Origin of the sequence: Leptothoe kymatousa TAU-MAC 1615 (assembly GCF_018739865.1) — a bacterium.
GTDB classification, from domain to species: Bacteria; Cyanobacteriota; Cyanobacteriia; order Phormidesmidales; family Phormidesmidaceae; genus Leptothoe; species Leptothoe kymatousa.
Genome location: NZ_JADOER010000005.1, coordinates 1 through 13,394, shown reverse-complemented (window position 1 = coordinate 13,394; position 13,394 = coordinate 1). Strand labels below are relative to the sequence as shown.

General features: G+C 51.6%; 8 protein-coding genes. 3 read left to right on the top strand and 5 right to left on the bottom strand.

Annotated elements, in window-relative coordinates:
- Positions 1 to 21 precede the first annotated feature (21 nt).
- From IXB28_RS07485 to IXB28_RS07475, 3 genes are all read left to right on the top strand, one after another.
- Complete coding sequence (locus tag IXB28_RS07485) at positions 22 to 2,943, top strand: UPF0182 family protein (RefSeq protein ID WP_215617952.1); 2,922 nt, start codon at positions 22 to 24, stop codon at positions 2,941 to 2,943.
- 364 nt (positions 2,944 to 3,307) lie between these two features.
- Positions 3,308 to 5,743 (top strand): CHASE2 domain-containing protein, encoded by a 2,436-nt coding sequence (locus IXB28_RS07480; RefSeq protein ID WP_215617951.1) that lies wholly within the window; start codon positions 3,308 to 3,310, stop codon positions 5,741 to 5,743.
- Between the two features lie 14 nt (positions 5,744 to 5,757).
- Complete coding sequence (locus tag IXB28_RS07475) at positions 5,758 to 6,513, top strand: DUF928 domain-containing protein (protein WP_215617950.1); 756 nt, start codon at positions 5,758 to 5,760, stop codon at positions 6,511 to 6,513.
- Here IXB28_RS07475 and IXB28_RS07470 read toward each other — a convergent pair.
- The 5 genes from IXB28_RS07470 to IXB28_RS17020 all read right to left on the bottom strand — a co-directional run bounded on the left by IXB28_RS07470 (position 6,510) and on the right by IXB28_RS17020 (position 13,317).
- Positions 6,510 to 9,647 (bottom strand): CHAT domain-containing protein, encoded by a 3,138-nt coding sequence (locus tag IXB28_RS07470; protein ID WP_215617949.1) that lies wholly within the window; start codon positions 9,645 to 9,647, stop codon positions 6,510 to 6,512. The genes IXB28_RS07475 and IXB28_RS07470 overlap by 4 nt on opposite strands.
- 1 nt (position 9,648) lies before the next feature.
- The gene (locus IXB28_RS07465) at positions 9,649 to 12,030 is read right to left on the bottom strand and encodes a two-partner secretion domain-containing protein (protein ID WP_215617948.1); all 2,382 of its coding nucleotides are present in this window, start codon (positions 12,028 to 12,030) and stop codon (positions 9,649 to 9,651) included.
- Between the two features lie 260 nt (positions 12,031 to 12,290).
- A complete protein-coding gene (locus IXB28_RS07460; RefSeq protein ID WP_215617947.1) occupies positions 12,291 to 12,626 on the bottom strand; it encodes a hypothetical protein in 336 nt (111 codons plus the stop codon).
- Positions 12,627 to 12,713: 87 nt separating this feature from the next.
- Positions 12,714 to 12,962, bottom strand: a complete 249-nt coding sequence (locus tag IXB28_RS07455; protein ID WP_215617946.1) for a hypothetical protein — start codon at positions 12,960 to 12,962, stop codon at positions 12,714 to 12,716.
- A gap of 232 nt (positions 12,963 to 13,194) precedes the next feature.
- Positions 13,195 to 13,317 carry a DUF4351 domain-containing protein gene (locus IXB28_RS17020; RefSeq protein WP_407659180.1) on the bottom strand — a complete coding sequence of 41 codons (123 nt, stop codon included), beginning with the start codon at positions 13,315 to 13,317 and terminating at the stop codon, positions 13,195 to 13,197.
- Positions 13,318 to 13,394: the final 77 nt, after the last annotated feature.

Below are 13,394 nucleotides of genomic sequence, written 5' to 3'. Positions count from 1 at the left end.
AAGAGTAAGCAGGGATCTGCCATGGTGACGGTTCGTGAACAAACTGGTGAAAAGAAATCTGCCGCTGTCCATTGGCAGCCCTGGGTGCTGGCTGCGATCGCACTGTTTTTCAGTGTTGATATCGTCACCTACTTTGCGGCGGAGGGGCTGTGGTTCCAGTCGGTCGATTATCTAGAGGCATTTTGGCTGCGGTTGCGCACCCAAATGGGCCTGGGTGCGATCTCGTTTGTCGGCAGCTTTGTATTTGCCGGTTGGAATCTGTGGCTGGCGCGGCGTCTTGAATTCGAAGCCTATTGCATTGTGCCCAGTGATGAAAATCGCCGCCGGGGGATGGGGCTGCGGCGACTGTTGCCCCTAGCCTTGGGTCTGGCGCTGCTGCTGGCCATCTTAGTGTTTTACCATGGTCAGCTGGCCCTCACTCGATGGCATTCCATCGGGGTAGACCCGTTGCCGCCGTTGCCCCTGTGGCTGAATGTGGATACGGGCTGGCGGGTGGCCCAGCAGGTGGTGGTCACCCAGCCGTGGCAGGGGCTACTGTTGCTGGTGGCCATGGTGGGTTTTGTGGTGTATCCCCATGTGGGCAGTGCGCTCTCCAGCCTGCTGATCAGCCTAAGCTTTGGTTTGGTGCTTTCGTCCCAATGGTCACGGGTGTTGCCAGCCCTCAACCCCACCAGCTTTGGCCAAACCGACCCGGTGTTCAACCAAGACATCAGCTTTTTTATCTTTCGCCTGCCGGTGCTAGAGCTGATCGAGTTTTGGCTGTCTGGCCTGTTTTGGTTTACCCTGGCGGCGGTTTTCCTGGTGTATCTATTGGCGGGGCAAAGCCTCAGCCAGGGACGATTTCTCGGCTTTTCTGCCCCCCAGCAGCGGCACCTCTATATTTTGGCCGGGGTGTTGTTGCTCACCACCAGCCTGGGCCACTGGCTCAATGGCTATGAGCTACTGTACTCCCAGCAGGGTGTGACCTACGGCGCCAGCTACACCGATGTGAATGTTAGTTTGCCAGTGCAAATCGCCCTGAGTGTCATCACCGCAGTGCTAGCCCTGGTGGCCTTTGGCCGATCGCTCTTTGGCTTTAGTCGCCATCGCTCTCGCCAGCGATTGCCGTCCTTTATTATTCTCATTGTTATTTATCTCACCGTGGCCCTGCTGGGGGAAGGGGTGGCCCCTTGGGTGGTGCAGCGCCTAGTGGTGCAACCCAACGAATTTCAGCGCGAGCGGCCCTACATTGAACGAGCCATCGCCTTTACCCGAGATGCCTTTAATCTGACCGATATTCAAGAAGAGAGTTTTGATCCCCAAAGCACCCTCACCACTGCCAAGCTCAAAGAGAACGACTTGACGGTGCGCAATATTCGCATTTGGGATACCCGACCCCTGCTGGAGAGTAACCGCCAGCTGCAGCAGATTCGGCTTTACTACGAATTTGTCGATGCCGATGTGGATCGCTACACCCTGACCCAGGCGGATGGCACCACCGAACGACGCCAGGTGCTGATATCGGCGCGGGAACTCAACTATGAGCAGCTAGAGGATACCGCCAAGACCTGGGTAAATAAACACCTCAGCTACACCCACGGCTATGGCTTTACCATGAGCCCGGTGAATACGGCGGCGGTGGGGGGGCTGCCCGACTATTTTATTAAAGACATTGCCCACCAACCGAGCAATAAGGATGTGGCCCGCAGTATCCCTGTGGGGCGGCCCCGCATTTACTTTGGGGAACTGACCGATAACTATGTGATGACCGGTACTCGGGTGCCCGAGTTGGACTACCCCAGCGAGAACGACAATGTTTACACTTCCTATGGGGGAGACGGGGGCATAGGCATCGGTAGTCTGTGGCGGCGATTATTATTTTCGAAACATTTGACCGATTGGCAAATGCTATTTACGGGAGATTTTACCGCCGATACGAAATTGTTGTTCCGTCGGAATATCAAAGAGCGGGTAAAGGAGATTGCGCCCTTTCTACAGTTTGACAGTGACCCCTACCTGGTGGTGGCCGATGCCAATGCCCAGGCCGCATCCGATTCATCGAACCCGGTGGACCCAGAGGGCAGCTACCTATATTGGATGATCGACGCCTATACCACTAGCGATCGCTACCCCTATTCCGACCCCGGCGGTCAGAGCTTCAACTACATTCGCAACTCGGTCAAAGTTGTTGTGGATGCCTACCATGGGGCTGTGTCGTTCTATATCGCCGACCCCACCGATCCGATTATTCAAACCTGGGCCCAGCTGTTTCCCAAGATGTTGCAGCCCCTAGATGCCATGCCGCCCGCCCTAGTGGCCCACATTCGCTATCCCGAAGACTATTCCCTGGTGCAGTCGAACCAGCTGCTGGTCTATCACATGACCGATCCACGTATTTTTTATAATCGGGAAGATACCTGGCGGGCCCCCAATGAGATCTATGCCAACGAATCCCAAGTGGTGGAACCCTACTACTTGATTATGAAACTGCCGAAGGAAGACGAAGAAGAGTTTGTGCTGTTGCGGCCCTTTACCCCGGCCCAGCGCAATAACCTCATCGCCTGGCTAGCGGCGCGCTCGGACGGCAACCAATATGGTCGCATTTTGCTCTATCGATTTCCTAAGCAGCAGTTGGTATACGGTCCCGAGCAAATTGAAGCTCGCATTAACCAAGATCCAGAAATTTCCCAGCGGATTTCCCTGTGGAATACCCAAGGATCACGGGCCAACCAGGGCAATTTGTTGGTGATACCCATTGAGGATTCCTTGTTGTATGTGGAACCGTTGTATTTAGAAGCCGAACAAAATCGACTGCCAATTTTAGCGCGGGTAATTGTGGCGTATCAAAATCGCATTGCCATGGCAGAAACGTTGAATCAATCGCTGCAGGCGATTTTTAGCCCGCCAAGGTCGTCGGATAGGGATACGATTTTACGAGATTTGGAAGAGGATCTTTTGAACTAGGGGACAGAAATTCAATAAACTCCAATTTCTTGAATTGCAATTTTCCGTGGTTCTTAACTAATGGCCATAGGGAGTATGGAAATTGTTAATTTCTCTGTCCTAGGGGGCTGTCAAACCTTCGATCCCTACAGTCTAGATACCTGGGGTGCGACAAAATGTTCAAGAAATAGGACAAAAATGCGATCTCACAGGCCGATTCATTACAAAACATTACATGCAAGCCTAGGGGGAAATTCTTAGCCCGTACGGCATCAGGCTTTGGGGATCGTCGATTTACGCTGTTTCGGTTGCATCCTGGGGGCACCTACAGTAACCATATTCTTAGGACGTTTTTGCGGTTTGCCCGTTCCTTGGAAAAATCCTGATGAATTCACTGGTCATCCTAAATTTAGGCAAAGGTAACTGTTATGACGGGCTGCCCCACATTACGGCTCGTTTGGTGCGGCAGCATGAGGCTGCATCCCAGATGCAATATACCGGTAGCCTGCCCAGTGTGCCGGAGATTCCTAAGCTCTATAACCATTGGCAACAACTGTATAAAGCGCTGCATAAAGCCTTGAGAAAACGGCTCTCAACCAGGTCATCCATTGAATTTGATGACACAGTGCCCACCAATGTATCGGAGGAAGAGTTTCGCTATCTGGGGGAACAGTTGCAAAAGCATATCAACAAGTGGCTCAATTCTTCCGGGTTTCGCACCATTGACCAACAGCTGAGAACTCAGTTAGATCCTAAGGAAACCATTCGATTTATTATCGAAACAGAAGATCCGTTTCTGCAAAAATTACCCTGGCATCTGTGGTGTTTTTTCGAACATTATCAAAAGGCTGAAATTGCCATTAGTGCCAAAAATTATCAACAAGTCCCTGCGGTGCCCAACAGCCGAGTCAGTCGGCAAATGAGAATTTTGGTGGTACTGGGGCACAGTGATGGTATTGATGTGCAATTAGACCGGGGGCTACTGGAAGATTCTGCTGCGGAAACCTTGGTGCTGAATGAGCCGAGGCGGTCTGTATTGGAGAAGCACCTGCGAGATAAGGTGGGTTGGGATATCTTCTTTTTTGCCGGACACAGCACTAGCCAGGCCATCGACACCATGGGAGAAGTGCGGGATCAGCTTTCGTTAAATTCCTGTGAAAATCTGTCGATTTCAGAAGTGAAGTATGCCTTTAAAGATGCCATTGATAAAGGGTTAAAACTGGCAATTTTTAATTCCTGCGATGGTTTGGGGTTGGCCAGACAGCTGGTGGATTTGAATTTACCCCAGCTGATTGCGATGCGAGAGCCTGTCTTAGATCAGGTGGCCCATGCCTTTCTGAAACATTTTTTGCAAGATTTTGCCCGTGGTGGCCCCTTTTACGCATCGGTGCGCTATGCGCGCGAACGTCTTCAGGGTATGGAAACTGACTATCCAGGGGCTAGCTGGTTACCAATCATTTATCAAAATCCGACGGAGGGATCGTTTGTTTGGCGCACCTTACAGCCGCCGATACCCGTTGCTCCGCAACGGCGCATTAGCGATCGCAAAATAACAGCGGTGAACCTGCGTAATTTGCTGCTGCCAGTAATGTTGGCGATGGTGCTGATGGTCACTGGTTTGCGCAGTTTGGGGTGGCTACAGTCGGCGGAGCTAGGTTCCTACGACGCTCTAGTGAGATCGCGCCCCGTTGGGGCAGATATTAGCGAAATTGACGATCGGTTATTGGTGGTAGAAATTACCGCTGAAGATACGGACAAGTATACCTATCCCATCCACGACGACCGGCTGGCTGAGGCGTTGACTAAGCTGCGGCAGCATGATCCCGTGGCCATTGGCGTAGATTTGCATCGCTATCAGGCCAATGGGGAGGGGCGAGAGCAGCTGTTACAACAATTTGAAGAGTTCCCCGATTTAATTACGGTGTGTTCCTTTGGGTTTGGCGATCGCGAACTGTTGAGCCATCCGCCGGAGTTTTCCCTTGAGCAGGCCCAAAACCAGGTGGGCTTTAGCGATTTGGAAACCGATGCACTGTTTCAGCCGGGGAAGTCGGTGGTGCGGCGTCAGCTGTTATCATACGATGTCAACTTAGCCGAAGAGTCATCGGACTGTGTCACATCCTATAGTTTTGGCTTAAACTTGGCTCTGCGGTATTTGTTGACTCACGGGGTGCAGCCGTTGCGGGCCAACGGTAGTAATTGGTTGCTAGGAGACGTTGAATTTAAGCGGTTATCGGCCCAGACCGGGGCATATCAAGCCCTAGACGGCCAGATTAACCAGATGTTGTTGAACTATCGGTTTAGGCCGAAACCTGCTATCCGTGCCAGTTTAGAGGACGTGTTGGCCGAGAAAGTGGCCGACAACGAAATCCGTGACCGCATTGTCTTAATTGGGGTGGTGGATCCCTTTGGTGGAGATCTGCGCCATACCCCCTTTGGTGAACTGCCCGGGGTGTGGATCCATACCCATGCGGTCAGTAACATTCTGAGTGCTGTGTTGGACCAGCGTAGTTTGCTATGGGTGTTGCCCCAGTGGGGACGTTTCCAGTGGGGTGATCTGCTGTGGCTATGGTTGTGGGCCGGGGTGGGGGGTCTCTTGGTCTGGTGGGTAAAATCGCTACCGCTACTGGCTCTGAGTTTGCTTGTAGCATGCTGGGGTTTACGGCAGCTTTGTCTATTTATTTTGATTCAGGGAGGATGGGTGCCTTTGATTCCGGCGCTGCTAGCATTGGTAGGAACCGCTGTTATTTTATTAGCTCGCAAGCATGGTTTCCTTCCACTGGAATCACTATCTGAGCAGTTGAACATAAAACGTCATCGATAGAGAGGACAAAAGAAATGCGATCGCAAAACACACTAGCCTACATCAGTTTTTCGTTAGCAATTCTCCTGAGCCAGCTGGGCTTTACTGCCAGTGTCTCAGCGATTCCTAACCCCATCGACAACGGCGGTAGGCGTGACCGTAGGACAGCTCAGCTGCCGACCGCTCCGACCAATCCGCCGCCGACCAATGGTGAACGCACACCCGGCGGCGGTTTGGGCGAGGACGTCTGCCCGGTTACACCCCAGCCATTAACGGCCATTACCCCCGAGCCTGTCCATGGCAAAACTCTAGCGGCGCGCCCGACACTGTGGTTCTATATGCCATACACGATGGGAGATATAGAAAAGGGGGAATTTTCCATCCTTACCGCAGATGAGCTGGACCGGGTCTACAAGGCAGAATTTACCCTGCCCGACCAGCCTGGGTTGGTAAGTGTCACCATGCCAGAAGCTGCCATGGTGAGCCTGGATGCAGACCAACGCTATCGTTGGTATCTGAAGGTGAACTGTGTGGCTGAAAATACGACGAAGAACAATCTGAACATTAACGGTTGGATAGATCGGATGGCCTCTACGCCAGAGCTAGAACAGCAGGTGGCCGACAGCTCCCCGGAGATCTGGTACGACACCGTGCACCAACTGGCGGATTGCCTCAGCACAACCCAGTGTGAGACCAGGTCGCAAATCTGGGCCGAGCTGTTGGAGTCGGTGGATTTGACCCAGTTTACCCAGACACCCATGGTGGGGCCGTTGGTGTTGACGGATAGTTAGAGCCAGTTGCCCACCAGCACATAGGTGCCCCAGATGTGGGGCCTGGTTTCTCCTGTTGCGATTAACGCTAGCTGGGCATTGCGTAGGGCCTGGGCACGGGTAATGTTTGGTTTCTTTAGCTCTTTGTAAAATGAGATCATTAGCTCCGTGTTGGGCACGTCCTCGGCTTCCCATAGGGTGGAGACCGTGCTACGTGCCCCTGCCCGCACTGCGATGCCCGCTAGACCCAACACAGCACGACTGTCGCCGGTGGCGGTGTCGCATGCGCTGAGTACGAGCAGTTCGATGGGGGTGGCTGCCTGGCTGCTGCCCAACTGGATTAGGTCCCCCAGTTCGCTACCGCGAATCAGTTCCTGATGGCCGACGATAAAGGTTTCTTGGGGATCGGAGCTAAAGACGCCGTGGGTTTTGATGTGGATGCCCGAGAATCTTCCAGAACTCAGTTGCTCTTGGAGCGTCATGCCGCTAAAGGCTTGGTTGACCATGGGGGGCTGGGGGCCAAATAGGTCGCTAATGACGTCCAACTCGTCATTCAGTTTGACGATGGGGGCAAAGCTACGCCCTTCGATTTCTTGAGGGGTGCCCACACCGCCGGTAAACACCCTGAGGTTGTCGGATAATTTCTCGGGTTTGAATAGGTCGAGCTCTGGGGCAACTGCGATCGCATATTTCTCCACCAGATACTGCTGCCCATCGAACAACACCGCCATGGGAATATTGCGCAGGGGACCATCCAGCACAAACACCAGGGTTTCAATATTTTGCCGTTTTAGCTCCGCCTCGATGGGCTCCATCAATAGTTTATGCAGCCGTTTTGCCGCCTGTCGCACCTCCGGCGTCCGATCCGGCTGGTTCAGGTCCTCCCGCAGTTGCTCCACAAAGGCAGTCATTTCATTCTGATCAATGTCAGAGAACGTAAACATTTTCTCGCCTTGAATTTGCGAGATTAGGCCCAACCGATTTTCCAAAATAATGGGATGCAAAACGGCGGTATTATCAGCTACTTCAAATTCAGTAATGTTTGTCGTGGCCGTCAGGTCGCAGCGCAGAAAGTTTTCTAGCTCGCTGAGCTGTAGCCGATCGAGCTGCTGCACCGTCAAATCCAATGTGGCGTTATCCAGATTGGCCGCATCTTCGCTTAACAACAGCTCCACCATTTCCCGGTAGACTGGCTCCACATTGTCTCGAAACGAAAACTGCACCTCCGTATCGATAAACAACAGGTTACGACGAATTTCTTGAATCGTACTCACCGCATTCCGATAAGACTGGATCGCCGCTTCCCGCTGGTTTTGTTTGTTAAACAAACGACCCTGCTGCCACTCCCACCGGTAGCGACCGTCCGCATAGGCCATCGCTTCCGTGAGCCGCAGTGCCTTTTCAGTCCATGCCTGCGCCTTGGGATAGTCTTGTTCCAGTTCATAGAGTCGGCCCCGTTCGCCAATGCTATAGGATTCCGCAATCGGGTCTGCGATCGCTTGGGACTGTTGCAGCGCATGGTCAATAATTGGGCCAATGGCGTTAGAGCTAGGGAACTGGCCAAGCGCAATGGTTTGAGTAGTTCCGTTAGAGCCATTTACGCCAACGGAGACACCATTCAAAGCCCCCAATCTTGGGGGCTTGGGGGCCTCTTCTAAGGTGCCTGCCGGAGAATAATCTGTTGTTTTTACGCTAACAGGGACACGATTCAAAGCCCCCAGTATTGGGGGTTTGGGGGCCTCTTCCAAGGTGCCTGCCGGAGAATAATCTACTCTCCCTAAAGACTTCCCAAAAGTATCCTGATCAACAGACTCATATTGTTCTTCTGATGCCCCTTGGTCCGACTGTCGTGTCAGCGATCGTAAAGTTGCTAGCGTTGTCGAGGGCTCCCTAAATCCCCCAATACTAGGGGCCTTTGAGTGGAGGATTCCACCATTGCGCGAGTGTTCGAAGACCCCTCCGTTGGTTCCCCTTATCAAGGGGAACCGCTGTGTGGCAGACGCATGATCAGTAGATTGTTCGCGGTTTTTTTTCTCTGCCAACAGTTGCATCAAACTGTTGGCAAAATTTAGCTGAGCATAAATGTTTGTGCGGCTAGCCGATAACCCCTCTAATGTCGGCCACACAGCTGGCCAAAGTTCATTGGCCTCGCCCCATTGTTCCATATCGATTAGCAAACTGAGGCGATTGAAATTAGCCTGGAGCTGGGTGGCCGCATCGGCGCTGGTGGCTAATTCTTGATAGATTGCCAGGGCACTTTCTCGTAATTTTTGCGCCCCTTTGGTTTTGCCAATGGCCTGTTGTTTATTCCCTAGGGCTAGGTCGGTATTGGCCAGGTCTAGCCGCACCGGGCTAGCCATAGCGCCCAGCCGTTGTGCTTCAATAATGTCGAGACTTGCTTGTAGATTTTCTTTGGCCTGTGGGAGATTGCCAAACTGGCGTTGGGCATTGCCCAGTTGCCACAGTCCGGTGGCTTGCACCGCTGGCGCTAGGGTGGAATCTTGCAATAGGGGGACAATCTCTCGTTGCAAAATCTCTTTAGATTGCACGTGCTGGCCTAGGGTTTGCAGAGCTTTGGCCTGGTTGATCAAACTCAGTAGGATGCCACGGGTGTTGTTGGTCTGGCGATAGGCGGCAGTGGCTTCGCTCCAGGTGCTCAGGGCTGTGGCTATGTCGCCGGTAGCCCAGTGGAGACGACCTTGGGTATTCAGGGCTTTGGCCAGGGTTTCGGTATAGATGGGGGTGTCGCTGGGCGATTGGAGGAGCGCTAAGCTTTGAGCAATGGTGTTGGTGGCCTCGGTCCATTGGCTCAGGTGTTGGTGCGCCAGGGATAGGTTGCTGAGCAGCAGGGCCTGGGTGAGGGGATCGGGGGTGATTTGCAGGGCTTGGTTCCAGCTGGTGATGGCGTCGGTGTATTGGCCAGCCTGGTAGTGGCGGATGCCGGTTTGGAGTAGGGGGCTTGGGGCTTGGGAGATCAAAGCATCTGGCCCCCTAACCCCCAGCTCTGGGCGCTTTGAGGCTTGTTGCTGCCAATTGGCCAAGCTTTGTTCGGCCATGGGGCCATGGGTGGCGAAGGCGGGGCCGTTGATGGTGAGTAGAAAACCTAGAAGTGCTGAGAGCAGTAATTTTAGGTGACGGGGCGAAAACTGAGCCATATCAAGATGCCCCTCCGGTGAAGGTGTGCTGGCAGGCGCTGTGGTAAGTAGTCTCTGGGATGAGTTCTACTTGGCCCTGGGTGTTTTTGCGCCAGTTGGTGGCTTCGGTAAGGATGGTGTTGGTTGGCTGGGCGATGGTTTGGCCGGGGGGCAAGATGTCTTCTTGGATGCCGTTATTGCTGAGGAGATCGTAGGGGCTTGGTCGGGTGCCGCCGTTGCCGGAGGCGACGAATTCGCCGTTGATGTCGCCCCCGGCTTGGCAGCCTTGGCTGATTTTGGATTCGCCTGGGGTGGGGGCCAGTCGTAGGGTGCCTTCGTCGGGGTCTACTTGCAGGGTGGTGATGATGACTTCTCCGTTGATGCCGGTGCCGGAGGTGGCATTGATGTCGTTGATGTTGTTGCCCCTGGGGTCGGGCGTAGTGGTGGCGGCGATGTTGAATAGGGTGTTGGCTTGGATGGTGATAAAGCCACCGTTGCCTGCTTGGGCGCTGGCTAGGATGTCGTTGCCTTTAGAGCCGGGGGATAGGGCGATGATAAATGGGGAAGCGATATTGACGTTGCCGCCGTTGGCAGCGTTGGTGGCGGCGGCGGAGATTAGGCTGTCGTTGCGGAGGACTAGGGCGTTGCCGATGTCGAGGTTGATGTTGCCTTCTTCGCCTGCGGCGACGGCGGCGAGGATGTTGCCGTTGTTGAGGCTGATCAGGTCGCTGATGATGTTGAGGGTGCCACTGTTGCCGGTGCCGGTGCCGCTGACGGTGATTTCGGCTCCGTCTTGTACGGCAAGGCGTTCGTTGATTTGCAGGATGATATCACCGGCTGAGCTGGCACCAGTAGAGCTGGCAGATATACTGGCTTCGCTAGTGGTGTTTAGGCGATCTGCTGTGATATTTATGGTGCCGCCCGAACCGGTGGCAACTTCATTGGCGCTTGCAGAGATGCTAGAGGAATCTTGAAGAATAAGTTCTACTGCATTAATTGTTATATTGCTAGCATTCCTCTCTCCCAGTGTTTCACTAGTAATCACACTGTCACCGCCTAATGTCACTAAACCAGTGGCGTTAATGGCAATAATACCAATGGTTTGAGTATCTGTTGCCTCGCCGTCTGTAAGGGTGTCGAGCCTGGAACTATTATCTAAAGTCAGGGTATTGGTTTCAATATCGATTGTACCTACATCCCCTACATCTCCAAAGCCACCGAAAAAACCTTGCGCTGAGCTAAAAATATTACTCTCATCCAGCAAAACAGTTTCTGCCTGGACTTTTATATTGCCTGCATCGCCAGGCCCAAACGTTACAGTATTTAATGCACTAGTGGCATCCAGAGATAAAAAGTCTGTGATGATGGTAATACTACCTCCATCTCCAGCAGCACCAGTTACGCTGCTAATACTGCTATTTGACAATTGAAGGGAGCTATTGGCATTGATAAGTATATTGCCTGCATTGTCTTGGGTAAATGTGTCACTAGGAATACCTGAGCTATTGGTCAGTGAGACGTTATTACCATTAATGGTTACATTTCCGGCTCTACCTCCAAATATGCTTGATGTATTTAATGTGCCATTATCAATCAAGATGTCTGCTAATGCTGTATCTGGCTCATAGCTGAGGCTGAAATTATTCCTGTTAATTAGTAAATCGACAGTTCCTGTTCCCTGTATTCCTCCTAATTCGATTTGTCCACTGGGAGCTGTTAAAACTCCACCGGACAAGAAAAAATTTTCTGAGGCTTCTATCAAAACATCACCACCAAGTAATATCAGACTTTTTTCATCTTGCACGCTTAATCCCACTGGGAAAAAAAACAGAGGATCTAAGCCAGCAGATTGACTGATAATTGGTTGAGTTGTTGTCTGGCTGAATATAAAAGCAGATGGATCAACGGTTAGAGTGGCAAGATTGTTATCAGGGTTTTGAGTATCGAAGATACCTTGATTGCCAAACTGAATTGCATCTGCTGTCGTTACCATAAACGAACCACTGATGTCTAAGCTACTGTTGGGGCCAAAAAAAATCCCATTTGGGTTAAGTAAAAATAAATTGGCTTCGCTGGTGCCATTGGTTCGTAAAATGCCATCAATTGCGGAACGATTGGCCCCAGTAACTCGGGTGAAAATGTTTTGAATAGTGGGGTCGTGATTAAAAATAACGGTCCCATTAGTAGGCACTGAAAACTCAGTAAAACTGTGAAATAGGTTGGTTCCCGTTCGGTCAGTGGTTCCGCCACTTATGGTGCAGAATGTGACGCAGGAGCCTGGATTGGGCGTTGTCGTTGAGCCATCTGGAGTGACCTCTTGGCCATAGGCTTTAGTGCGTAGGAAGCACAAAAGGATAGCCTGACTGACAAGCCAGACTCTTAAACCGTTTAGTGGGGGGGGCACAACGATACTCCAGTCTTTGGATAAGAAGGGTAATTTCTATTAGGATACATCCTGAGATCTTTCCGGAGAAGTATAAGTGCATATAGCATTAAATGCATCAGAAGCCGCTGACGATGTCGGCCGATTCTGATGCATAAACCACGGAACTTTCTCATCCGTGTTTAGATTAATTATTGTTAGCTTTTGAAAAGACCCGGTCGTTAATGAAGGCGCTGTCTTTGATAGTAGACTCCACCCGCTGACGCGATGCTCTATTTTGCCTAAACAACTTTATATCTTGATTGGAATAAACCGTAACTAGTGTAATTTTTGTACACTTTCAATTGTCCTTGTGGTGTGGTGTTCGGTGGAATAACTACATTCCCCATGGAGGCAAAATGTTCTTGATTATTGACAATGAAATAGAGATACAGCTTACCGCCCGTTGAAAACGACATGGATTGGGCACCGCCACCTGGAAATGTGAATCTAGGTCCTTTAGGGATTGAGTACTGACCACCAATAGGTTGACCGAAAAATTTGTATTGCACCTGTACTGTGTTGGGACAGCTGGGACTTGGAATGATATCAACGTCGACAAGAATAAGCTTAGCCATGGTGGTGAATGTTCTCTGAGTTAAGTGGTGACTGTTTGATATTTTCAGGAAAGAACTTCCTGCTCTAGAGAGCAAAAGCTTCACTTTTCAGCGTTTCTCTGCTCTCAATGACGATTTCTTACCCTCATCATGCGTTGCTTCGCCTAACTTCGAGTAGTACCCCGTCGGGTACTCTTTGCTACCGGCTGCATTTATCTTTGTAGGTAATAAGCCGGATGTGGTGTAAAAAAGCTTGATCAATCTCTGCGAAGTGATTCGTTGTAATGCTTTCAGTGTCTGGGTTGGTGGGATTTGTTTCTCTAAAATCTTCTGTCCTAACTCTAAAACTTCGGTCACATTCTTCGCCTAGCTAGTTATCCTCATCCTCGCTGCATAGTTTTTGTGGGATGTTGCATGTTAATTGAGGTATTTTAGGGTGACTGGTGATTGCTCATCCTCAGTATGGGGGTATTCATAAAATGCTGCGAGGATGATTGCTGGGATGGCAGGATTTTTGGGCTTGCGAAATTTCTGGAATTGCTGAATGTCTGGGATTGCTGAATGTCTGGGATTGCGATCGCAAATGCCCTCAATTCCCAGTCAACCACGTCCTCAGCTTCTCCAAACTCGTCACCTCAAACAGTTCATCTCCCAAAGCGTCTAACCGCTCCAGCGAAAGCAGATCAATCCGCGCAGTCACATCTCCAGGCATCGCGCCGGCACTGGTCGGCTAACAGGACATACTGGATAAGCCTTGGCTCGTAAGCAATTCCATCATCGTGAACGGAC